Source organism: Caballeronia sp. GAFFF2, assembly GCF_023631485.1.
GTDB lineage: Bacteria > Pseudomonadota > Gammaproteobacteria > Burkholderiales > Burkholderiaceae > Caballeronia.
This window is the reverse complement of record NZ_JALQDA010000034.1, coordinates 161,541-185,025: the sequence shown is the minus strand read 5'-3', so window position 1 is coordinate 185,025 and position 23,485 is coordinate 161,541. Positions and strand designations below refer to the sequence as shown.

19 protein-coding genes are annotated in these 23,485 nt (G+C 59.9%); 11 read left to right on the top strand and 8 right to left on the bottom strand.

Annotated features, from left to right (window positions below):
* Positions 1-177: 177 nt before the first annotated feature.
* From NCT04_RS25505 to NCT04_RS25495, 3 genes are all read left to right on the top strand, one after another.
* Positions 178-1,695: an FGGY-family carbohydrate kinase gene (locus NCT04_RS25505; protein WP_250468263.1), complete on the top strand. Its 1,518-nt coding sequence runs from the start codon at positions 178-180 to the stop codon at positions 1,693-1,695.
* Positions 1,696-1,710: 15 nt separating this feature from the next.
* Complete coding sequence (locus tag NCT04_RS25500) at positions 1,711-3,438, top strand: glycerol-3-phosphate dehydrogenase/oxidase (RefSeq protein ID WP_250468262.1); 1,728 nt, start codon at positions 1,711-1,713, stop codon at positions 3,436-3,438.
* 110 nt (positions 3,439-3,548) lie between these two features.
* On the top strand, positions 3,549-4,379 hold the full coding sequence (locus tag NCT04_RS25495; protein WP_250468261.1) for a MetQ/NlpA family ABC transporter substrate-binding protein: 831 nt from the start codon (positions 3,549-3,551) through the stop codon (positions 4,377-4,379).
* 168 nt (positions 4,380-4,547) lie between these two features.
* Here the strand turns inward: NCT04_RS25495 and NCT04_RS25490 are convergent, their stop codons facing one another.
* The 5 genes from NCT04_RS25490 to NCT04_RS25470 all read right to left on the bottom strand — a co-directional run bounded on the left by NCT04_RS25490 (position 4,548) and on the right by NCT04_RS25470 (position 9,565).
* Positions 4,548-4,940: an EAL domain-containing protein gene (locus NCT04_RS25490; protein ID WP_250468260.1), complete on the bottom strand. Its 393-nt coding sequence runs from the start codon at positions 4,938-4,940 to the stop codon at positions 4,548-4,550.
* A gap of 121 nt (positions 4,941-5,061) precedes the next feature.
* A complete protein-coding gene (locus tag NCT04_RS25485; RefSeq protein ID WP_250468259.1) occupies positions 5,062-6,708 on the bottom strand; it encodes a carboxylesterase family protein in 1,647 nt (548 codons plus the stop codon).
* Positions 6,709-6,984: 276 nt separating this feature from the next.
* Positions 6,985-7,731 carry a dienelactone hydrolase family protein gene (locus tag NCT04_RS25480; protein WP_250468258.1) on the bottom strand — a complete coding sequence of 249 codons (747 nt, stop codon included), beginning with the start codon at positions 7,729-7,731 and terminating at the stop codon, positions 6,985-6,987.
* A 67-nt stretch (positions 7,732-7,798) separates the two neighbouring features.
* Positions 7,799-8,560, bottom strand: coding sequence for a 3-oxoacyl-ACP reductase (locus NCT04_RS25475; protein WP_250468257.1), 762 nt, complete (start codon positions 8,558-8,560; stop codon positions 7,799-7,801).
* Positions 8,561-8,836: 276 nt separating this feature from the next.
* Positions 8,837-9,565 carry a Crp/Fnr family transcriptional regulator gene (locus tag NCT04_RS25470; RefSeq protein WP_244830457.1) on the bottom strand — a complete coding sequence of 243 codons (729 nt, stop codon included), beginning with the start codon at positions 9,563-9,565 and terminating at the stop codon, positions 8,837-8,839.
* 622 nt (positions 9,566-10,187) lie between these two features.
* On the opposite strand from NCT04_RS25470, the gene NCT04_RS25465 reads away from it, so the two are divergent.
* Positions 10,188-12,146, top strand: a complete 1,959-nt coding sequence (locus NCT04_RS25465) for a PhoX family protein (protein ID WP_250468256.1) — start codon at positions 10,188-10,190, stop codon at positions 12,144-12,146.
* A gap of 134 nt (positions 12,147-12,280) precedes the next feature.
* On the opposite strand, the gene NCT04_RS25460 is transcribed toward NCT04_RS25465, so the two are convergent.
* Complete coding sequence (locus NCT04_RS25460) at positions 12,281-12,565, bottom strand: hypothetical protein (RefSeq protein WP_244830459.1); 285 nt, start codon at positions 12,563-12,565, stop codon at positions 12,281-12,283.
* Positions 12,566-12,841: 276 nt separating this feature from the next.
* Between NCT04_RS25460 and NCT04_RS25455 the strand changes: the two genes are divergently transcribed.
* Positions 12,842-13,591, top strand: a complete 750-nt coding sequence (locus tag NCT04_RS25455; RefSeq protein WP_250468255.1) for an alpha/beta fold hydrolase — start codon at positions 12,842-12,844, stop codon at positions 13,589-13,591.
* 47 nt (positions 13,592-13,638) lie between these two features.
* Positions 13,639-14,436, top strand: coding sequence for an SDR family NAD(P)-dependent oxidoreductase (locus tag NCT04_RS25450; protein ID WP_250468254.1), 798 nt, complete (start codon positions 13,639-13,641; stop codon positions 14,434-14,436).
* A 40-nt stretch (positions 14,437-14,476) separates the two neighbouring features.
* Here the strand turns inward: NCT04_RS25450 and NCT04_RS25445 are convergent, their stop codons facing one another.
* On the bottom strand, positions 14,477-15,958 hold the full coding sequence (locus NCT04_RS25445; RefSeq protein ID WP_250468253.1) for an HD domain-containing phosphohydrolase: 1,482 nt from the start codon (positions 15,956-15,958) through the stop codon (positions 14,477-14,479).
* Positions 15,959-16,112: 154 nt separating this feature from the next.
* Here NCT04_RS25445 and NCT04_RS25440 point away from each other — a divergent pair, with 154 nt between their 5' ends.
* Entirely contained in the window at positions 16,113-16,700 is a 588-nt protein-coding gene (locus tag NCT04_RS25440) for a DUF308 domain-containing protein (RefSeq protein WP_250468252.1), read from the top strand.
* A 69-nt stretch (positions 16,701-16,769) separates the two neighbouring features.
* Here the strand turns inward: NCT04_RS25440 and NCT04_RS25435 are convergent, their stop codons facing one another.
* The gene (locus NCT04_RS25435; RefSeq protein WP_250468251.1) at positions 16,770-18,572 is read right to left on the bottom strand and encodes an ABC transporter ATP-binding protein; all 1,803 of its coding nucleotides are present in this window, start codon (positions 18,570-18,572) and stop codon (positions 16,770-16,772) included.
* 354 nt (positions 18,573-18,926) lie between these two features.
* On the opposite strand from NCT04_RS25435, the gene NCT04_RS25430 reads away from it, so the two are divergent.
* The 4 genes from NCT04_RS25430 (at position 18,927) to NCT04_RS25415 (ending at position 23,451) form a co-directional block, all read left to right on the top strand.
* Complete coding sequence (locus tag NCT04_RS25430) at positions 18,927-20,159, top strand: NAD(P)/FAD-dependent oxidoreductase (protein WP_250468250.1); 1,233 nt, start codon at positions 18,927-18,929, stop codon at positions 20,157-20,159.
* Positions 20,160-20,322: 163 nt separating this feature from the next.
* Positions 20,323-21,528, top strand: a complete 1,206-nt coding sequence (locus NCT04_RS25425; protein ID WP_284509434.1) for a sugar transporter — start codon at positions 20,323-20,325, stop codon at positions 21,526-21,528.
* Positions 21,529-21,782: 254 nt separating this feature from the next.
* Positions 21,783-22,283, top strand: coding sequence for a hypothetical protein (locus NCT04_RS25420; protein WP_244830472.1), 501 nt, complete (start codon positions 21,783-21,785; stop codon positions 22,281-22,283).
* Between the two features lie 283 nt (positions 22,284-22,566).
* Positions 22,567-23,451, top strand: coding sequence for an alpha/beta fold hydrolase (locus NCT04_RS25415; RefSeq protein ID WP_250468248.1), 885 nt, complete (start codon positions 22,567-22,569; stop codon positions 23,449-23,451).
* Positions 23,452-23,485 lie beyond the last annotated feature (34 nt).

Genomic DNA, 23,485 nt, shown 5'->3' with positions numbered 1-23,485 from the left:
TCGTCTCCGTGCGCACGTTGAAGTGATATTTTTTCTACGTGCTGAAATTTTTTTCACTGTAAGCACAATAGGCAACCCGATCCTCGATTACCATCCGCTATAACCCTAGATAAGCATCGCGCAATCCGAAGGCGAAATGTCGGCTTGACGCGATGCAACAAAAAATTCGGAGACACGATGGAGACGTATCTGCTCGGCGTCGACAGCGGTTCGACAGCCACGAAGGCGGTTGTTTTCGACACGGCCGGGCGCACCGTCGCCGTGGGCAGCCGGCGCGTCGAACAGCGGCAGCCGCGTGCGCGCCATGTCGAACGGGACATGCGAGAAACCTGGGATGCGGCCTGTGGCGCCATTCGCGATGCGTTGAGCGAGATTGCGCCTGGTTCCATTGCGGCCGTCGGCGTAACCGGACACGGCGATGGGCTCTATCTCGTGGATTGCGCGGGCGCGCCGCTCGGCGCCGGCATTCTCTCGCTCGACAGCCGCGCCTTCGACGTCCGGCAACGCTGGCGCGAGGAAGGCGTGCTGGAACGGGCGCTGTCATTGACCGGACAGCAGCCTTATCCGTACGCCGCCGTCAGCCTGCTGAAATGGATTCAGCTCAACGAGCCAGCGCGCTTCGCGCGGATCGGCCATGTCTTGTTTTGCAAGGACTGGCTGCGGCTCTGTCTCACGGGCGTCCCCGCCACCGATCCAACCGAAGCCAGTTCGTCCTTCACCGATGTGAACACGCAGCAGTACAGCGCCGAGGTCATGGCGCTCTACGGCCTGGGGACTATCGGCCAGGCGCTCGCACCCATCGTCGCGTCCACGGCGCAGGCCGGCCGCGTGACGGCGCTTGCCGCATCGCAAACCGGCTTGAAGGAAGGCACGCCCGTCGCAACCGGGCTGCACGACGTCACGTCGAGCGCGCTCGGCATGGGCAACGCCGAACCGGGCGTGTTGTCGGTGACGGCGGGAACGTTCAGCATCAACGAAATACTGTCGGATCGGCCGCAACTCGATCCGCGCTGGTCGTGCCGTAATGGCACACGGCCCGGCCAGTGGATGAACATGTCGATTTCGCCCGCTTCGTCGAGCAATGTCGATTGGGCTTTGCGCGAACTCTTTCAGCACGAAACGCAGGAAGCGGCGCGGCGCGGATGCTCGCTGTTTGATCTCATCGGCGACGAAGTGCAGGCGGTGTCGGCCGAACCGAGTTCGGTCATGTTTCATCCCTTCCTGTTCGGTTCTCCGTTCGAGCAGCCGGCGAGCGCGTCGTTCTTCGGCTTGCGCTCGTGGCACCGGCGCGCGCATCTGGCGCGTGCGGTGCTCGAAGGCATGGTGTTCAATCACCGCTGGCACATCGAAGCGTTGACGAGCGCTTTTCCGGCGCATCGTGCGGGGTTGACGGGCGGTGGATCGTCGAGTCCGTTGCTTGCGCAGTCGTTCGCGGATGTGCTTGGCATCGCTATCGACATACCCGAAAGTCAGGAGGCGAGCGCGCTCGGCGCGGCGCTTTGCGCAGGCGTCAGCGTGGGCGTTTTCGATTCGCTTGCCGATGCCGTGGCGCGCGCCTGCCGCGTTGCGCGCACGCATGCGCCGGACCCGCAACGCCACGCGAAGCTCGACGACGCGTACGCGCTCTGGTCGCAACTCATCGCCGCAGTTCAGCCCTTGTGGCCCGCGCTCGACCGCGCGGCCACCTCGCATTGAAGCCGGAGAATCTCGATGACAGAACGAAACCGTAATTTCTTTCTCGACCGGTTGAAGCAGAGCCCGAAGATCGGCGTGTTGATCGTGGGCGGCGGCATCAACGGCGCGGGTGTGTTTCGCGATTTATCGCTGCAAGGCGTCGACTGCCTGTTGATCGACAAGACCGACTTTGCCGCCGGTGCGAGTAGCGCGCCATCGCGGCTCATACACGGCGGCGTGAAGTATCTGGAGACGGGCGAGTTTCGCCTCGTCGCCGAATCGACGTTGGAGCGCAACCTGTTGCTGAAGAACGCGCCGCATTACGTGCTGCCGCTCGAAACCGTGCTGCCGATTCACTCGTACTTCGGCGGCATGGTGGCGTCCGCTCGACGCTTCTTCGGCATGAAGGCCAAGCTTGCGGATCGCGGCGCGATCATCTCGAAGATCGGACTTGCCATGTACGACTTCTTGGGACGGCACGACCGCACGATGCCGCGTCATCATCTCGCGACGCGAGCGCAATCGCTTGAAGACCTGCCGCTGCTCGATCCGGCAATCAAGGCGACCGCCACGTATTACGACGCCAAGGTGACGCAAGCCGAACGCCTGAATTTCGAGCTCGTCGCGGACGGGCTTGCCGCGTGCAAGCAATCGGCGGCGGCCAATTACACGAGCGTGGAGCGCGTCGAGGGCGGCGTCGTGTGGTTGCGCGACCTCGTAACGGACGAGCTCGTCGCGGTGCGGCCCGAGGTCGTCGTCAACGCGGGCGGTGCGTGGATCGACAGCGTGAATGCTTCGCTCGGCATAAAAAGCAAGTACATCGGCGGGACGAAGGGTTCGCATCTGATCGTCGATCACCCCGAGCTCCATGCGCAACTGCGCGGCCGCATGGTGTACTACGGCTCGAAGGACGGGCGCATCTCGCTCATCTATCCCTTCATGGACAAGTTGCTGATCGGCTCGACCGATATCCGCACAAGCGAGCCCGACGCCGTGCGCTGCGAGGACGATGAAGTCGCCTACATGCTCGGCGCGCTGCGGGAAGTTTTTCCACGCGTGGTGTTGAACGAATCGAACATTGCGTTCCGATACAGCGGCGTGCGCCCGCTGCCCTATTCCAATGCCGCCGATCCCGGCGATGTAAGCCGCGATCACGCGATGCATGTGGATCGTCTTGCCGGCACGCAAGTCCCGGTTTTATCGCTCGTCGGCGGCAAGTGGACGACGTTTCGCGGATTCGCCGAAACGGTCACCGACGACACGCTCGCACGCCTCGGACGCTCACGCGCGGTCCGCACGCGTCACACGGCGATCGGCGGAGGCCGCGATTTTCCGCGCGATGCGTATGCACGGGCCGAATGGATCGGCAATGTCGTTCGACAGTATGGGGTGTCGGCCGAGCGTGCCGACGGCTTGCTCACGCGCTATGGCACGACTGCTTCGGCAGTCGCGGCGTTTTGCGCGGGCGCACCGGATCGGCCCTTTGGCAGCGCATCGGACTTCACGGTGCGCGAGATCGAGTACCTGTGCGCGCACGACATGGTCACGCGTCTTGCGGACCTATTCTTCCGTCGCACGACGATCGCGATCTCCGGACATCTGACGAACGCGCTGCTGCTCGAAGGCGCGGAGATCGCGGCACAGGTGCTGGGTTGGGACGAACTTCGCAAGCAGAAGGAAATCGATACGACGCGTCAAGCGGCTCGCGAGCGGCATGGCATTGCGCTGCCCAGAGTCGAACTCGCGCGACAGACTATCGATTGATGCGAAGCCTCGGTTATCGCATTGCGGACTAAGGTTAGCTCGATCAATCTGTTCCGCCCGCATGGGTTGCGTTGATACGATTTCTGCTTTCGTTCAGCCCACTCATTCCCATGATTGCACCGGTAAAACTCAGGCCGTTCCTGCTCGCGCTGACGTTGAGCCAAGCCGTCTTCATCTCGCCCGGCTTCGCCGCGGACAATGCCACGCACACACTGCGAGTAGGCTTCGTGCCCGGCCCTTACGCGGACGAGTTTCGTCAGGGCGTCGAACCGCAACTCTCGAAGAAGGGCTACACCGTGCGCTACGTCGAGTTCAGCACCGGCCTGGAAGCGAACCAGGCGGTGTATCGCGGCGAGATAGCGGCCGACGTGATGCAGCACAGCGTGTATCTGAAGTCCTATAACGACCGCAACGGCACCGATCTCGTCGGCGTGGTGCAAGTGCCCACGCCACCGATGGGCCTTTTCTCCACGAAGCACCATGCGCTTGCCGAGGTCCGGAAAGGCGCGACGGTTGCCGTGCCCAACGATCCCGTCAATCTGGAACGCGCGCTCAAGATCCTTCAGCGTATCGGCTGGATTCGCATCCGTCCGAATCCGAATCCTGTCGATGTAACCGAGCGCGACGTGACCGATAATCCTGCCGGCATCAAGCTCGTGCTGCTCGAATCGGCACAGGCGCCGCGCGCGCTGGAAGACGTGGATTTTGCGGCGATTCAGGGCAACTTCGCGGTATCGAGCGGACACGCCCTGACCACGGCGCTGGCGCTCGAGGAGATGACTTCGCCCTACGTGAATCAGGTCGTGGTGAAAGCCGCGAACCAGCATTCGCAGACCACCGACGATATCGTCGAAGCGTACCGTTCGGATGCGTTCAGGCAAGCCATCGTCGGCAATCACGCGTATGACGGCTTTCGGCTGCCCGACTATTTTCCTCGATGACTTCGAGCGGCGCCCCCTTCACTGCTGTGCGCGACTGCTCGAAGCGAGCAATCGTTTGATCGAAGCAAGCCCACGTCCGTGCGCTGGCGGCATGGATGTCCATGCATCGGCTTGCATCGGAAGTTTCGTCGAACGAGAAAAACGGATGAACGTGACCTGCGGATGAGTTCACGCGAAACGCAGATTGTTCTCCTCGACCCAACCCGCGAGCCAGAGTTCGAGCTTGGCCGGCGGCAGCGGGCGGCTCAAATGAAATCCCTGCGCAAGATCGCATTGCAACTCCCGCGGGCGCGTCATCATTTGTTCGCTCTCGACATCTTCCGCCACGACCTTCAGTCCCATGTTGTGCCCGAGATCGATGGTCGAGCGCACGATGGTCTCGTCGTCTTTATGATCCGTGATGCCCATGACGAAGGATCGATCGATCTTGATCTCGTTCCCGGGCATGCGCTTCAGGTACGACAAAGAAGAGTATCCCGTGCCGAAGTCGTCGACAGACAGGCGAATGCCGAGCGCATGCAGACGGTCGAGGGTTTCGATAGCATGGTTCGGGTCGTCCATGCGTTGGACTTCGATCCTGTGGTCAATGCCGCGCGCCAAGCAGCAGCCAGCGAGCGGGCACCGACGCGATTGCGGAATAACGGCGCATGAGTATGAAGCGCCGTTTTCCCACATCGATAAATCAGGCAGCCAGATTCACAGGCAAGTCCACGACATGCCAGTACGACGCATATTCCGGCCCTTGCGGCGCACTCGATAACTTTCTGGTGAAGCGCACATAAACCTTGAGCGCAGTGCCCGTGTAAGTGTCCGCGAGAGCGATCCTCAGATAGACCTGCTTGCCATCGAGGACATTCGGCGTCGCAAGCGAGTTATTGACGTTCGGGCCGCCGCCGTTCGTCAAGTTCACCGTGCTCGGTCGGGCAATGGGCGCCGGGCTCGCCTGATTCGTCAAGACGATGCTCGTAACCTGCCCCGCCATCACGGCCCATTCCACGGTCCAGTTTGCGTTGAAGGAGGCGAAGTCGTCCCCGTACGCACCGGTGTAGCCCTGAATGGTCATGCATAGCAATTGGCCGGACTTGAGACCCGCGGTTGCCGTCGTCGCGCTGTCATAGGTGGTCTGCGTTTCGTCGCCGATACGAAAGCGTCCGATCACATAGCCGCCGCTGCTCGTTCCGTTCACCGTGGGAACAGCAAGCCGGGTCTTGATGGTGTCCCAGGTCGGATTGTCCTGTGGCTCGGTCCACGTTGCGTACGGTACGTCGGTAGCCCAAGTTGGCACATCCGGTAATACCGAGCGGCCCGCCCACTGATACGCGGAGAAGGGGCTGACCTCGGTAAGCACGGGGCCATCGAAGCCCACACCCTTCTTCTGCGTGAGGAGCCAGTCCTGCCACGGATAAACACTCGTAACGGGCGTGGCCGGGAAATACTGCGTGCCCGACAGCGCGTGCGTTCCCGTCACCACGTCCAGCTTGATGTTGCGTTTGCCGAGAGCGGACAAGTCGTTGTACACCCGGTACGCTTCGTTCACTGGAATGTACTGATCCTGCGCCCCGTGCGCGATATAGAGGTTGACGTCCTTTAACTTGGTCAGGTCTGCTTCGTTGCCCCAGGTCGTATGGACGACCGTTCCTGAATTGATGAAGAGTGCCGCGAACAGATCGGGTTGCAACGATGCCGCTTCGTAGGACCAACCCGCGCCCTGCGAGATGCCTGTTGCGTATATGCGCGTCGAGTCGACATTGCCTACGCGCGTCGAGATGGCCTTCATCAACTCGCCGATGGCGTTCATATAGACCATCTCGGCGTCGTAGTTGACGCACGCTTCCCAAGGCACGGTCACCGTCACGATGTATGACGGATACTTCGCCTGCAAGGCCGCGTTTGCGAAATCCGCCGCGCCGTTGGAGGCGTAGAAGTTGGCCGTCATGTTGGCGTCGTTGCCTAACCCGCCCAGCACGGCCACGAGCGGATATGTCGTCGATGCCACCGTTTTCGGCGTGTAAAGCCGCACGTACATCTGGCCGACGCCGTCGTTTGCTGTCCCGACTGCATCCAGCGTTTTGTCGATGGGAAACGTCCACTTGTACCATTCGAAGTCGGTGTAAGTGTCTGGATTCGCGGCTTTGGCCGTTGGATCGAGCGCCAACGTCCCTGAAGAATTGGATGAATCGTCTCCGCCCCCGCCGCACCCGACGAGCAACGCGAGCGGCGCGGCGCCGAGTAATCTGGCAAAGTCTCGCCGACTCATGCCTTCGCGACGCGCATCGCTCGCTTTTACGCCGTGCTTCTGGCTCGCGTCATCGTCCGGTTTCCTGAACATCGTCTCTCTCCTCGTTTGAATGCATGGATCGAACGCATGAGCTAACGTGCCTTCGGTCGATCGCGTCAGCCGTTTTGTTTTTGTAAATGTACTGACTAGTTCGCATGCGGATCAGTAGGAGAACACCTTACGATCGTTTTTTCTCTTTATGGTCTAGTGGGATGCGACGAAGGTAATTAGTGCTGTGACGCGCCGCACCAACGTAACGGCGGATAGGGACTTCGTAAGCGGAGCTTCGCGACGATCGCGCGACGACATGATCATCGCGCGAAGATTTCAGACCGGACCTTTGAGCGTCCGATCGAAGAATTCGATCATCGTGGACCATCCGCGCTCGGCGGCCTCTTGGTCGTAGACCGGAAAATCCGGCTTCATCCAGCCGTGCGCGGCGCCGGTATAGGTCTCAGCGACATACCGAACGCCGGCCTGCTTCAATGCGTCTTCGAAGCGCTGCGCCATGGATGACGGGTAACTTCCATCGGCGTCGGCCGCTGCGATATAGAGTTCGGCCTTTAGTCGTGGCGCTGAGAGATGCGGGCTGTCAGGGGCATCGGTTGCGAGATTGCCGCCGTGAAAGCTTGCCACCGCCGCGAAGCGATCGGGATATTGGCCAGCGGCGGTGATAGCCATGCCGCCGCCCATGCAAAAACCGACCGCGCCGATACGTTCGGGTTCAACGTCCGTGCGCGTGTCTATGTAGGCAAGCAATGCTTCTGTATCTTCGGCGGCCTTCGCGTTACCCGTGGTGACCATCAGCGGCCCGAGGATCGCTCGCACATCGCCCTTGAATACTTCCACGGGATCGAAAGGCCCATACGAACCGTGGCGATAAAAAAGGTCTGGCAGCAGGACGACATAGCCCGCGTTCGCCAGCCGTTGCGCCATATCCGATACAGCTGGACGTATGCCGCCCGCATCCATGTAGAAGACGATGACCGGCGAGGGCGTTGCCGTATCGGCGGTGAAAACGTGAACGGGACACGTCCCGTCGCGAGTGGAAACGCTCACCTTTTCATAAGCCATGATGTCGCGCCTTGAGTTGAGAGCCGTGCTTGGGAATTGTCGAGAGATCATGTGTGAGCAAGACGCTTCAATCCTTGACCAAACCGCCATCGACGACGAGGTTCTGTCCCGTCACCGCTCGCGCCCACGGTGAGAGAAAGAACAGCACTGCGTCGGCGAATTCTTCCGGCGTCGTGACACGGCGCAACGGCGTGAATCCGGCGACCATATCGAACACGGCTTCGGGCGTCGCGCTGCTGGCGTCGGTCGTGCGCAAGAGTCCGCCGGACACCATGTTCACCGTGATGCCGTCCGGTCCGAGATCGTTCGATGCAGTTCTCGTCAACGCGAGCAATGCCGCTTTGGCCGCCGTGTAGTCGTGATAAGGCACGACGGGGTTCTGAAATAGGTTGGTGCCGACATTCACGATACGGCCAAAGCCAGCGGCACGCATTGCGGGCAACGCGGCTTGAATCGTATTGAGCGCGCCCTTGAGGGCGCCTTCGATCTGCTGCTGAAAGCGCGTCCATTCGATATCGCCGATCTTCGGTCGCGCGTCGCCATCGAAGCTGAATTCGGCAAGCGCGTTGTTCACGACGGCATGTATCGGCCGGCCGCTTTTAGCGAGCGCTTCGTCGAAGAGACGCGCGACGGATGCCTGATCCGTGATGTCGGCCTGAACCGCCACGACGCGCGGTCCAAGCCGCTCGACCAGCACGTTCGCTTGCGCTTCGCTACGACGATAGTTGATGACGACACTGGCGCCTTCACGCGCGAGGGCTTCAGCGATCGCCGCGCCCAGTCCGCGCGCGCCGCCGGTGACGAGTACGTTTTGTTCAGACAGCAGCATCGACATCTCCAAGGTTTGTTCTGGAATAGCCGATGCATTATGCAGCATGGGGTTAAGCGGCGCGTAAGTACACACGCGCTTCAGGCGCGCCGCAGCCTTCGTTTAAGGCGTACGCAGTTGCGTCACGAGCAATCTTTGCGTCTAATTTAGCTAGACCATAGCGTGGCTTCGGACAGCGCCTGCGCGGCTATCAGCCTTTGCCAGAGCGCTCGAAAAAATTGCAAGCCACGCGCTTCTTGCCAGCAACCGTCAATGCAGCCACTAAACCCAATTCGCTCAGGCGAGATCGACTTGTCGCGGTCGCAGAATCTTTTCGAATTCTTTTCTTAAGATGCAATAGCAAGCGCACGCCTGCTTCTCCAGACCAACGCGATCGAGAATTTCAATGCTGCCTCGGCCGTGCCGAATCAAGCCTGCATCGTGAAGTTTGCCCGTCGCCTCGGTGACGCCTTCTCTTCGCACGCCAAGGCTGTCCGCGACGCCTTGTTGAGTGACGCGCAAAACCATTGACGGCGCCCTGTCCGCCTGCGTCAATAACCATCGGCACAATTGCTGGCGCAGCGAATGATGTCGGTTGCATGCGGCTGTCTGTGCAACCTGGGTCAGCAACGCCTGCGTGTATAGAAGCATTAAACGGCGCAAGAACGCCGAACGGCCAATGAGTTCACGCAACGCATGAGCCTTGATGCGGTACGCAGATCCGGGAAACTGGACCTGAACACGCGTTGGCATGAACTTGCCGCCCGTTAGCACCGGCAAACCTGTCATGCCCTCGCGCCCGACGGCGGCAATCTCGGTCGATGCACCGTCCTCCACCATGTGAAGAAGCGAGATGATCGACGTAGTCGGAAAATAGACATACTGCATTTGTTGGCCGGGATCATACAGGCGTTGTTCGCTACGCAGTTCGATCAACTCCAGATGGCGTGCGATCTCTTTCCACTCCGGCGCGGGAAGCGAACATAGCAAGGCATTACCATGCAGATCCGATGTCAAATTCAGCATGCTCTTCGCTCGTTTAAGCTATTGCATAACCTTAGCATTTTTTCGTTTGCAGGTTGCTTTTAGCCTTAAGCGGTTGTTGGTCCGGCAGCTATCCTGTCAAGCGAAAGCTATAAGCGCTTAGCGTCTTAGCGGTCGTTTTGTTAAGGCGCCATCAGGGGTCTGATCTTAAGCCTTGAACGGCTTTTGTCGAAGTGGGACAGCCAGCTAAGAACCTGCTTCTTTAGACGTTAAGGCATTAATGGCTGAATTTCGCTCAAGCGTCTTTGAAGATCGCCACCGCTGATTCTTCTTCTTAGAATCGAACGAATCGCTCTGTTGCCAGCCATCGTCGTGAGTCAAAAATCCGGGCACGACTATCTGTTGTTTTAGGCAAAGTCAGCCACCCGACCTCTGCCACGCGCCGACTGCATCCTTGCTATCTTGCTGCCGATAGTGACTCTCGCATTTTCCACAAATGCTCGCCAACACGTGCATGAGCACAACCCAATTCTTTCTAAATAATTCTATTTTCCTGTCATATACATTTCATCATCCGGCCTTACATTCCTCTTTCGACGCTGCACGCGGGCCGAGTGCCTAAGCAGCCTGATCCCCCGATCATCGATAAAAACAGGAACTTCCCATGTCCGACCGGACGAATCTTTCCCGCCGCCGCACGCTTAAACTTCTTGCGGGGGCGCCGATGTTACCGCTCGGCGGATTCGCCGCCGCCACGACGCTCGCCGGCTGCGGCGGCAGTGATTCCAATGCGGCCCCGGCTGCCACCGCGGCGTTCGCAAGCGCGGCATTCACGTCGATGGCCGCACCCACGCTCAACGATCCCGCGTCGATGGCGACGACCACGGTGAAATCGTCACTCAACGTCACGTTCGCGGACGGCACCACGCAAGCGTACAAGCTCGCCTATCAACCGTTCTTCGTCACCGGCGACATGGTGCCGAACGGCAGTGGCGGCAACATCCTTGCAGGCGGTTATTACGATATCAACGGCCAGCCGATCATCGATACCTCGGTGCCGGGCAAGGAGCGTCAGTTCTATTCCGACTGCCCCGACGGTAGTTCGTTGCTCACGCTTGCCAATGCAACGGTGCCGGGCATCAAGGGCAAGACCGTATTCGCCGTGGTGCAGTTCGAATACACCACGCGGGATCAGAGCCTCGCGTCGCAGTACGGCCAGTTACCCTCGCCTATCGCGGTATTGACGCTCGATCAGAACCCGACGACGGGCCACCTCACGTTGGTGAAATATCACAACGTAGACACCTCGAAAGCGAACGGTCTATGGATCACGTGCGGCGCGAGCCTTTCGCCCTGGAATACGCACTTGTCGAGCGAGGAGTACGAGCCGGACGCGTCGAGCATCGCGAAGAACGCGCAGTTCAAGGCCTTCAGCCTAGCGCTATATGGCGACGCGACGCGCGCCAATCCCTACCACTATGGGCACTTGCCGGAAGTCACGGTGAATCCGGACGGGACGGCATCGATCAAAAAGCATTACTGCCTCGGACGCATCTCACACGAATTGATCCAGGTGATGCCGGACCAACGCACCGTCATGATGGGCGACGACGCGACCAACGGCGGCTTGTTCATGTTCATCGCGGACAAAGCGGCGGACCTCTCGTCAGGCACGCTGTACGTCGCCAAGTGGACGCAGACCTCGTCGGCGGGCGCGGGATCGGCGAACCTCTCGTGGATTCGCATCGGCAATGCCACGAGCGCTGAAATCGAAGCACTCGCCGGATCACTCAAGGCAGCCGACATCATGGACATCGCCACCGCGGACCCGGCGGACGCCAGCTACACGAAGATCAATTTCAACGGCACGTTCAACTGGGTCCGCGTCAAGCCGGGCATGGACAAAGCGGCGGCGTATCTGGAAACGCACCGCTATGCGGCGCTCATCGGCGGCAGCATGGGATTCACGAAGCTCGAAGGCACGACGGTCAACGCGAAGGACAAGATCGTGTACACGGCGATGTCCCGAGTCGAGAAATCGATGGTCAAGGGCAACGCGGCCTCGCGCGATGTCGCGGTCGACAAGACCATCGTCGCAGGCGCCGTGTACGCGCTCAATCTCAAGGCCGGTCAGAAAGACGTGACGGGCGCGGCGATAGACAGCGAATGGGTGCCGGTCGACATGGCCGCGCCCGCCGCGCTCGTCGGCGAGGACCTGGCTGCGCCCGACGCGCTCGGCAACCTCGCGAACCCCGACAAGATCGCAAATCCGGACAACCTGAAGTTCTCGGAGAAGCTGCGCACGTTGTTCATCGGCGAAGATTCCAGCACACACGTGAACAACTTCCTTTGGGCCTATAACGTCGATACCCAAACGCTTGCACGCGTGCTTTCGTGCCCGTCGGCGGCGGAATCCACCGGATTACACGCGGTCGACGAGATCAACGGCTGGACCTACATCATGAGCAACTTCCAGCATGCGGGCGACTGGGAGAGTCCGCTGCATGACAAGGTCAAGGCGACCGTCGATCCTTTACTGCGCGCGAATTATAAAGATCGATTCGGCGCGACTGTCGGTTATCTCACTGGCGACGCGAGCAGCATCAGGCTGGCTAAAGCTTGAGAAGCGGCATGCCGGCACTTCGCCGCATCTGCAATAGATGAACCGAACTTGAATCTGCAGCCAGGCCCGCAGTGTCGCTCACGACCGTCGGGCCTGACGATTAAAACCGCTACGACGCGTTCGCCTCAAGCAAACTACTTGACGGCACCCGACGACATGTCCGAACTCTGCGGCATGGCTTGCGACGAAGCTTTGTTGCCCGGCTCATAGGTTCGGTTCACATCGCCCGGATCTCTGTTCCACGGACTCGACACTGGCTCGCTGTGGTAGGTCCTTTCGGACGTAGCCGCGCCATGAGCACCACCGCTGCCGCTCCCGCCGTTACCGTTTCCGCCCGCCAGCGCGGGCATGGACACCAGCGCGGACACGAGTGAAGCCAACACGCACGAAACCTGGACATGCGACGCAGTCTTTGCCATTTCGGAACTCCTTAAGGACCACGAGCCTCGACACCCGTGTTCGATTCGTCGGTCTGATTTTGATAGAGCCGCGACGGGTCAAACATGCCGCAGCAAAATCAAATACGTAGAAGCCTGGGTGTTGGATGCAGCATTTCTTTTATTCATCAGAGTATGCAGTTGCTTTCCGCCAACGAGCAAAGACGATCGACGGGTACAAATCTGGCTAAAGCGCTCACTTGGAGCGCTGATCGAGGAACGAATTCAGCGCTCGGTCCCGACCATCCAGAGAAACTCATGCTCCCTTACAGCAGACAGGGCCAAGGCGACGTCACCTTCGTGCTCATGCATTTCTTAGGCGGCTCACACCGTACTTGGTTTCCTACCTTGCCTTTTCTCGACCATGAACACCTTTGCGTCGCGCTCGATACCCCCGGCTTCGGCGATGCCGCGCATATCGAAGGCTACAGCGTGAGCGAGATGGCCGATCACATCGACGCTACCATCCGTGCATTGCAACTCGAACGTTGCGTGCTCGTCGGTCATTCGATGACGGGCAAAGTCGCGGTTGTGCTCGCGGCCCGCAAGCCGGACTATCTGGCAGGCTTGATCCTCGTCGCGCCCTCGCCTCCCGGACCGCAACCCATGAGCGAGCAGGACCGGGAACAGCAACGAGCGTATGGCAAGACTCGGCCGGAAGCGGAAGCGTTCGTGGATGAATCGAGCGCACACCGCTTGCCGGATGATGTTCGCGAAGTCGCAATCCACGATGCCCAACGCGTCGATCTCGTTGCCTGGCGCGCATGGGTGGACGGCGGCAGCAAGGAGGATTGGAGCGATCGCATCGGTACGCTCGATTATCCGGCGTTGCTCGTTTGCGGCGCGGACGATAAGCAAGTGCCCGGTCCGGACGAGCAACGCATGACAACATTGAAGCATTTTCCGAATGGCAACGTGAGCGTGATCGATGGCGCAGGCCACCTCATGCCCTTGCAGACGCCGCGGATCTTGGCACAGGAGATGCTGAATTTTGCAGAGACGCTTTAGCCACGACGACTTGCGTGGTTGCGGAATCAATCAACTAAGGGGAATCCATGGACTTGGGAATCAGGGGGCGCGTGGCGCTCATCACCGGCGCGAGCGGCGGCATTGGTCTCGCGGTTGCAAAACAATTGAGTGAGGAAGGCGTGCATCTGGTGCTGTCGGACGTGGATCAGCAAAAGCTCGAAAAGGAAGCCGGCGTGCTCGCGCAATCCAGCTTGTTGATTGCGGCCGATATGACCAGGCAACAAGAGGTAGACGATCTCGTCAAGCGAGGCACGGAACGGTTCGGGCAGATCGACATCGTGGTTCATACGGCTGGCGTTACCGGCGCAAAAGGCGATCCGCTCGAACTGGCGGATGCAGACTACGAGGAAGCTTGGGCGACCGACTTTTTTTCGGCTGTACGTGTGGCTCGTGCGGCCATTCCGCCCATGCGTGCGAAGGGCTGGGGGCGCTTCGTTTGCATCACGTCCGAGAACGCGGTGCAGCCTTACTGGGAAGAGGCGGTGTACAACGTTGCCAAGGCCGCGCTTGCTGCATTCATCAAAAATCTGTCCTACAAAGAGGCTGCACAAGGCGTGCTGTGCAATACCGTCTCGCCTGCATTCATCGAAACCGGCATGACGAACGGCATGATGGAAAAACGCGCCAAGCAAATGGGCGTGTCCTTCGACGAGGCGGTCAAGAGTTTTCTCGACGAGGAACGGCCGGGAATCGTTCAAAAGAGACGAGGTCAGCCCGAGGAAGTCGCGGCGGCCATCGCTTTGCTGGTTTCGGATCGTGCGTCGTTCATCAACGGCAGCAACGTTCGGGTGGATGGCGGCTCGGTTCAGGCAATCCAGAACTGATTTCGATACGAAGCGCGCACGCTCGCCAGACATGCGCGCTTCAAAGCCAGCCCATTGCCGATGCCTTGAGCGTTGCCGCCGCGCGTGTCGAGCATTCGAGTTTGCGAAAAATATTCTCTACGTGTGTGCGCACCGTGCTTGGACTCAAGACGAGTTCGCGTGCGGCTTCCTTGTTACTCGCGCCGCGTGAGATCGCTTTCAAGACGTCGATCTCTCGCACGGAGAGCAGCGCACGCGACGGAGCATCGCTTACCTGACGTCTTACGGGAGCGTCGGCGTCGGTGAGCAGCGCATCGACTGCATTGGCATCGAAGCGGCCTTTAGCGACTTCGTCGAGCATTCTCTGTGCGGCCTCGTTGGGTGAAAGCGCCGCTCGCCACGGACGCAGTGAACGAAGCGCCACCCATGCAACAGACGCGGCCAGCACGCGCGCTTCCAACCCAAGCGCCTGATCGCGCACGCCGCGAAAATAGCCCGAGCCGTCGAGGCGTTCATAGGCATACGATGCGACCTCCGCCGCTTCACCTATCGCGCCCGCCAGACGTCCCGCACGCGACGTCCAGTACGGCACCAGACGCACCTTTTCCCACGCGCTTTCGCTCAAACGCTCCGGTTGATTCCACACCGCGTTAGGCACCGACGCGCGGCCAATGCCGTGGATCAACCCGGCGTGATAGACCCGGGCGCGCGATTCATCGCTCGAGGTGAGCCGGGCGCACGCCGCCAGTGCCGTCGATGCAACCGCGCGCGAGAAGCCCGTCATCCACGGAAGTTTGAGGTCGATGACGTCTGCAATCAACTCCGGCGAAGTGGTCTGCCGCATGTGCGCGGTTGAAAGAACCGCATCGACTTCGGCGGGCGTCAAGCAATTTAACTCCTTCAGCCAGTGCACCGCATGGCGCTTCGCATATCCTACAAGCACTGCCGGATAGCGCATGTCAGCGCGCTTCGCGATTTTAGCGAGCGCCCCGTCCACGCCATACACGCGGCTGTAGATTTCCAGATCGCCCGCTAGCGAGACGATGGACACAGGCACGGGAACCGCTTCGTGCGTGAGATGCGAAGGCAAGCCGCGACCGTCCCACGTCTCGAAGATGTGCCGCAACGCCGTTTCGGTCGCGCGCGCGAGTCCGAGCATGCGCGCCACTTCTCCCGCGACCTCGCAATGGGTCACGGCAAGCGGCGTGAGCGCCGCGCCAGCGTCGCCGAGCGCTTCGAGCGGTTCCGCCCAATCCGGATGATCCTCGAGCATGGCCTGGCGAAACGCTACATCGTCACCGAAAACCTGCGCGAAGCCCGACGCATTTGCCGTGCAACCGGACCAGCGCAGCAACGCCGCCTCGCGCACTACGTCGGCATTCGCGATCGCGAGACCGGCCGCACTCGCCAGACGCGAGGCGAGCCACGCCGTACGAGGCGAGTGGTCGGTTGGCTGCCCCATGCTCAAGTCACCGATGAAGGCGAGCGCCTTCACACAATCGAACACGAGCAAGGGAGACTGGCCGGCTTCCTGATCAGTCATGGGATGACCACGGGAGTTTTGCACGGAAATGCGCCCACTATACGCGACATCGATTTCCCATAGCCTCGGTCATTCGACCGATGCACAGTGCACGCGCGAGGTGCAAAGATCTCGGTCATCGTGAAGCGCCAACCAGTCATTGCAAGGAGTCACCATGTCCGACTACTCACTGCCAGAAAAAACGCTCGCCAACGCAGAGCGCTGGCTCAAGAACTACTATTTCACCCGCGCGGCGGTTTCGATCGTATGGGTGGCGCTGGCCTTCGTGGTCGGATTGCACTCCGTGGCCGGCGCGGCGGTTTTGCTGGTCATCTACCCGGCATGGGATGCATTCGCGAACTATATCGACATGTCGCGAAGCGGCGGGAAGACCGGCAATCGCACGCAGGCGATCAACGTTGCGATCAGCGCGGCCACGACCGCCGCCGTGATCATTGCGCTCAAAACGAATACGGCATGGGTCCTCGGCGTCGTCGGCGTCTGGGCCATCTTGTCCGGGCTTCTTCAACTCGCCACCGCGTTACGTCGATGGAAGCGCTTCGGCGCGCAATGGGCCATGGTTCTTAGCGGCGCTCAATCGGCACTTGCAGGATGCTTCTTTCTGGCGCTTACACCCGCACCTCTTACGCTTGCAATTTCGAAGATAGCCGGTTACGCGGGCGTCGGTGCGGCCTACTTCCTTATCTCGGCCTTGTGGTTATCGGCTGCGCAATTTCGGCGCCATCGCGCGAGCACGGTCTGAGCAATCGAGCGCGCCGAGATGGGTTGCAGCGAAGAACGCCCGTACAACGACCGCGATGTATGGGCACCTTTATTTGTACCCCTGCGCCTGTAGGCCGAACAGGTGCGCATAACGTCCATTCAGCGCGAGTAGTTGTCGATGGCTTCCGCTTTCCAGTATCCGCCCCTGGTCCAGCACGATGATTTGGTCGGCTCCTCGCACGCTCGAAAAACGATGTGAAATCAGAATGGACATCCGCTGCCCTGACTGCGCCTGAAACTGCTCGAACACCCCAGCCTCGGCTTCGGGGTCGAGGGCGGCGGTCGGCTCGTCGAGAATCAGGATATCCGCGCTTTCCCGCATATAGGCCCTTGACAGCGCAATCTTCTGCCACTGCCCGCCCGAGAGTTCTCGACCACCCGCAAACCAGCGTCCGAGTTGAGTCTCGTATCCGTTCTCCATCTGCTCGATGAACGCGGCAGCCATGCCCTTCTGTGCCGCTTCGCTCCATCGGGTCCTGTCCGAGAAGGCTTCGATATCGCCGACGCCCAAGTTCTCGCCAGCCTTGAACTGGTAACGAATGAAGTCCTGGAAAATGACACCGATCCGGCGACGCAGTGTGTATTCGTCCCACTCTTGGAGGTCCGAACCATCAAGAAGGATACGACCGGCGGACGGCGTGTAAAGGCGCGTGAGAAGCTTGATGAGCGTGGTCTTGCCCGAGCCGTTCTCGCCTACCAAAGCGAGTGTCTGCCCGGGCTTCAAATCGAAGCTGATGTCGGTCAGTGCCGGGCGCTCGGCACCCGGATAAGCGAACGACACACGCTCGAACTGCAGACCTTGTCCCGGATGCGTTCCTTGAGTCAGATGACCGGAGCTCACGTTTTCGGGCTGCGCGAGGAACTCGAACAAGTCGCTCAGGTAGAGACCATCCTCGTAGAGCCCGCCAATCGAGGACAGGCTGCTGCTCACCGCACTCTGACCTTGCCTGAACAGCACGAGGTACATCGTCATCTGCCCCAGCGAGATGGCTCCGCTCACCGTCTCAAGGACAATCCATCCATAAGCCGCATAGAACGCGATGGTGCCGACCACGCCGAGCAGAAAACCCCAACCGTCTCGTCGCAACGTGAGTGCGCGGTCTTCGGCATAGAGCTTCTCGAAGGTGTCGCGATAGCGCTGCAGAAGAAGCGGGGCAAAGCCAAACAGCTTGACTTCCTTGATGTTCGCTTCACTCGAGAGCAGAGACTCGATGTAATTCTGCTGTCTGCTTTCGGGCGTCCTTCGCCCAAAGAGCCGGAAGGCGCTACCCGAGAATCGCGCTTCGGAAATAAAGCTCGGAATGGCACCGACGACCAGAATGACAAGCGCCCATGGCGAAAACCTCACGAGCAACACCGCGAAAGTCGTGACGGAGATAAGGTTTTGTACCAGACCGAGCGACTTCATCACGAGCGACAACGGCCGTGAAGACGCGTCTCGCCGTACTCTTACAAGGCGGTCGTAGAACTCTGAATCCTCGAATTGAACGAGACTCAATTTTTGAGCCTTCTCCAATATAAGCAGGTTGACCTTCTGCCCGAGTTGCGCGCGGAGTAGCGCCTGCAGCAAGGACAACGACCGCTGACTCGCCGCAAGCGCGATGAGCACCAATGCTTCGAGGAGGAGATAGCGAACGACCGGCCAATGTAAGCGATGCGCTGGTTCATGAGAGGCCGTGACGACCGCGTCGACGATACGCTGCCCAATGACCGCGGCCGCCGCGGGAAGCACGCCGGCAACGATGGTCGCGACGAGAAGCCCACTGAGAAATAGCGGTGACGTGCTCCAGACGAGCATGAACGCTTGCGTAGCTCGCTTGAGAAACTCGCCGACCTGACGCAGCATTTTCATGGTTCTGCTAGGCGACATTGGAATGAGAGATGATCCGGAATATGCAGTGGACGCCTGGTCGCACGTGGCGAGCCTGCCAACGTAGACGGTCCCGTTGTCCGCGAGACGAGCTTACCTCACAACGAATGGCAAGACTGCATGAACAAACTTGCGAGGACCGTATGAGCAGTCGGTAAGAAAACACGCTTCTCCGGGGGGTTCCCACCAACGGCATCCGCTGCTTCGCTTCCGGACGTGCAGAAATCTGGAGCTGCAATTTCTGGGAGCCTTGGAAATAGAATACAGTCCGGCAGTTCAGCACGCGGTTATGGCCGGCGTCCGGACGGCAAGATGGATTGACCACAAGGAAGACGCATGGACTTCGATGCAGTCGTATTGGGCGGGGGTATTGTCGGAACGTCGATAGCGATTCATTTGCAGCGCCGTGGACTCGCCGTTGCACTGATCGATCGCAAGCCTCCAGGCAATGAAACCTCACTCGGCAATGCAGGGATAATTCAGCGCGAGGGCGTTTATCCCTATGCTTTTCCTCGTGACCTCGCCAAGATTGCCAGGTATGCGAGCAATCGCGCCACGGATGTTCGATTTCATGCGGCAGCAATGCCTAAGCTAGTGCCGTTTCTTTACCGTTATTGGTATCATTCGCGCGCCGACCGTCACGCAAAGATTGCGAAGGCTTACTCGACCCTCATCGAGCACAGCGTCTCGGAACATCGCGAGTTGATCGAAGCGGCCGGAGCGCAATCTTTAGTGCGAACGCAAGGCTGGATAAACGCTTTCCGAACTTCAAAAGCGTTCGAAGCGGCCATGGCGGAGGCGTCGCATTGGCAGGACGCCTATGGCATCCCGTTCGACGTTCTCGCCGATGGCGCTTTACAGGCAGCGGAACCCTCTCTTGGTCCCGCGCTCAGATATGCAATCCGGTACTCGTCGGCGGAGTCCGTGAGCGATCCATCAGGGCTCGTCGGCGCTTACGCAAACTTATTCGAAAAGCTCGGCGGCACGTTCTTCATTGGCGACGCGTCGACACTCGAGTCCGGGTGGCGGGTCACCACCGAGTCGGGTGTGGTCACCGCGGACCAGGTCGTCGTTGCCTTGGGACCGTGGGCCAATGACGTCACGACGAAGCTGGGTTACGCGTTGCCGCTCGAAGTAAAGCGCGGCTACCACATGCACTATGCGGCGAAGGCTGGAGCAACGTTGAATCAGCCCGTTCTCGATGCGGAAATCGGTTACGTCATCACGCCGATGGTTCGTGGCATCAGATTGACGACCGGCGTCGAGCTAGGCTTTCGTGACTCACCGAAAACGCCTGTGCAACTCGAGGCCGTGGAGCCCTTCGCCCGTCAGACGTTTCCAATCGGCGAACGTCTCGACGAGGTGCCCTGGCTCGGACGCCGGCCTTGCACGCCCGACATGATGCCTGTCATCGGCCGCGCACCGAATCATGAGAAGCTTTGGTTCGCCTTCGGGCACGCTCATCACGGGTTGACACTCGGCCCCGTTACCGGACGGCTCATCGCCGAGTTGATGACGGGCGAAGATCCGTTCGTGGACCCGCATCCGTTCCGGGCGGAGCGGTTTTAGGCCGCTTAGCGTTTGCAAGGCAAGTGCAGCAACGCGAGCACATCGAGGGAACATTCCCGCATGGCACGGCACGTCGTGTCATACCGCGAGCAACGGTGTTGTTATGATTGCGTCGTCGCGAGGCAACGTTACGCGACGACGCCCCTCGTCCTCGAGTTCCCTGATGCTCACGCACCATCTATCGTTTTTCAAGCGCCCTTGGTGGGGTGTCATGGCGCTGACTTTCGCGGCGTTCATCTTCAATACCACCGAATTCGTGCCCGTCGGTTTGCTTACCGCAATTGGTAACAGCCTCGACATGCGTCCGACCGACGTCGGCGTGGTGATGACCATTTACGCATGGACGGTGTCCGTCGCGTCATTACCGTTGACCTTGTTCGTCCGCGAAGTAGAACGCCGCACCCTGCTAATGCGCGTCTTTATCGTGTTCATACTCAGTCATATCGTGACTGGAGTCGCGCCGAACTTCGAGATATTCGTACTGGGTAGAATCGGCATTGCGTTTGCGCATGCCGTCTTTTGGTCGATCTCCATCCCGCTCGTCGTGCGCCTGGTTCCACCGGACGGAGAGCGCCGTGCACTCGCGATGATATCGATCGGAACATCGGTCGCCATGGTGGCCGGTGTCCCCATCGGACGAGCGATAGGCGATACCTTCGGATGGCGCGCGACCTTCCAGATCATCGCAGGCGCGGCGGTGCTCGGCATGGGCGCGTTATGGTTGACGTTGCCAAAACTCGATAGCCAGGGTTCAGGTTCGTTGAACAGTCTGCCAAAGCTCCTCAAGACACCCGTGCTGGTTGCGCTCTTCGCGGTGACGGTTCTTACGGTCTGCGCGCACTTCACTTCCTACACTTATCTCGAACCGTTTGCTCGCGCCGTGACAGGCGCGAGCAATATCGAAGTGACATTTCTGCTGGTGCTGTTCGGTGCCGCGGGCGTTCCGGCCGCAGTCTGCTTCAGTCGCTTTTACGCCAACCGCCCGCGCCGGTTCCTGCTGTGGACCTTGTGTGCCCTTGCCGCTTGCTTGCTGTTGCTTTGGCCTTGCGGACAGTACGTCGGCACGCTGTCGATGCTCTTGCTGTTCTGGGGCGTGGCGATCATCTGCTTCGGGCTTGCCATGCAGGCACACGTGCTGCGACTGGCTCCGGATGCGGCGGACATAGCCATCTCGATGTTTTCCGCTCTGTACAATATAGGCATCGGAGCCGGCGCGCTGGTCGGAAAGTTCGTCGCTCGCGATGTCGGGCTAGCCTGGGTCGGAATGTTCGGCGCAGCGGTCGCCGTGCTTGGCGCGGTAGTGTGTTGGCTCGCGTTCATGGCGGCACGTCGTGGCACGCGGCGCGCTGCGCCCTTGTTGACTCACTAGCGAGCCGCGTGGTCGGGCGTGGTTGGTCGGATGTCACCCGACCCGTGTCGACTTTCGTGAACCGCACGTCTTGCAAGAGCATCGAATACTCGAGGCCGGTGAGTGTTCCTTGCGACAAAGAAATCGAATAGGCGCGCTCCCGCGCGTGCATCTGAGTAACTGGCTTCGATCGTCGTTCTTGCGCGCCTGCGTCGCACGAATCGTCGGGACGAAACAGCATTGGAAGTCGCAAACAAAGAGGCTATTAGCAGCACATGGATATCTTTTATCACGCGCCAAGTTTCGAGCAGAACGTCAAGAACGGGCTGGTTGGTTCAATTGGCTCCAGCAGCGCCAAACTGGTCACGCTCTCCCAGCGGCTGCCTAAGCGGATCTGGGTCTTCAAGACGCCAAGAGGTTTGAAGGGCTCTATTCAGTTGCTCGCGTCATTGCTCGTTTGCGATGAACCCAGCGTCGCGGTGCAGTCCGACCAACCGCACATGGTCTTCTACGACGTGTTTTCGCCTGAATCCGTGATTTTTACGGAGTCAGGGACGCCCGAGCGCATCGAAGAAGTCTCGGGGTACTTCCAATACCGGTGGCATGCCGCCTTCAGCGCCAGTTTTAGAGGCGACGTGGGACTGCAGGCCATGGAAGCCGATGTCGTGCGAGGACTGGAGGCACTGGTTTCCGGTTGGGAAAGAGTACAGATGCTCGAACGTGTGAAGAACGTCGATAGCGTTCGGCCTATCAATCCCTTCGCGCCGCCGCGCTGAACAGTCGGAAAGCCAGCCGTTACGCTTGGTGTTACCGAATACGCCGTGCGACAAAGCACACGGCACATCCGTGATGGTGGTCGTGGCGCGGCGGCCGCCGGCGTCCGCCTTCAGCCGCCCCGTTTATTCTTCTCCTAACCCGAACAGTGCATTCTGCGCCGGGGTGATTCCGCAAGAAGCGCAAACGCTGCAGTATGGCTTCAGGCCGCTGCAGACCGGTTCCGAGCGAAACAAGTGCTCGCCGGGACGCGGCGCCATAACCACTCCTTGTTCGGGATACACCATGACCGCGATTCCTGTCATTCGATACCAGTCCGAGAATATCGATGGGCTCAACGTGTTCTACAGAGAAGCGGGGCCTTCGGAAGCCCCCGTGGTGCTGCTGTTGCACGGCTTTCCCACGTCCTCGCATATGTTCCGCAATCTCATTCCCATCCTGGCCGAAAAGTATCACGTAGTCGCGCCCGATTACCCGGGCTTCGGTCAGAGCGATGCGCCCGATCACACCGTCTTCAAGTACGGCTTTCAGCATTACGCTGAAATCGTCGATGCGTTGCTCAAGCGTCTTGGCATCGACCGCTTTGCAATGTACGTGATGGACTACGGCGCGCCTGTGGGATACCGCCTCGCGCTCATGGACCCGGCGCGGGTGACGGGGCTCATCGTTCAGAACGGCAACGCGTATGTCGAAGGGCTGCGCGAATTCTGGAACCCGATCAAAGCGTATTGGGCAGACAATTCGGTCAAGAATCGCGAAGCGCTGCACAGTCTCGTGACGCTGGACACGACGATTTTTCAATACACGGACGGCGTTTCGGACGTATCGAGAATCAGCCCGGATAACTGGATTCACGATCAGGCGCTGCTCGACCGGCCCGGCAACCGCGAAATCCAGATGGACCTCTTTCTGGACTATGGGACGAACGTGCCGCTCTATCCTGAGTTTCAGGCGTTCTTCCGTGAGCATCGGCCGCCGACCATCATCGTGTGGGGCAAGAACGACAAGATCTTCCCGGAAGAAGGCGCGCATCCTTATCTGCGGGATCTTCCGGATGCGCGAATACACATTCTCGACACGGGACACTTCGCGCTGGAAGACAAGCTCGACGAGATGGCGCCACTCTTGATCGATTTTCTCGATCGCTCGCTCGTGCGATCGAAGACGTAGTAAGCGGGCAGATACCGCAAAGCGCGACGTGACC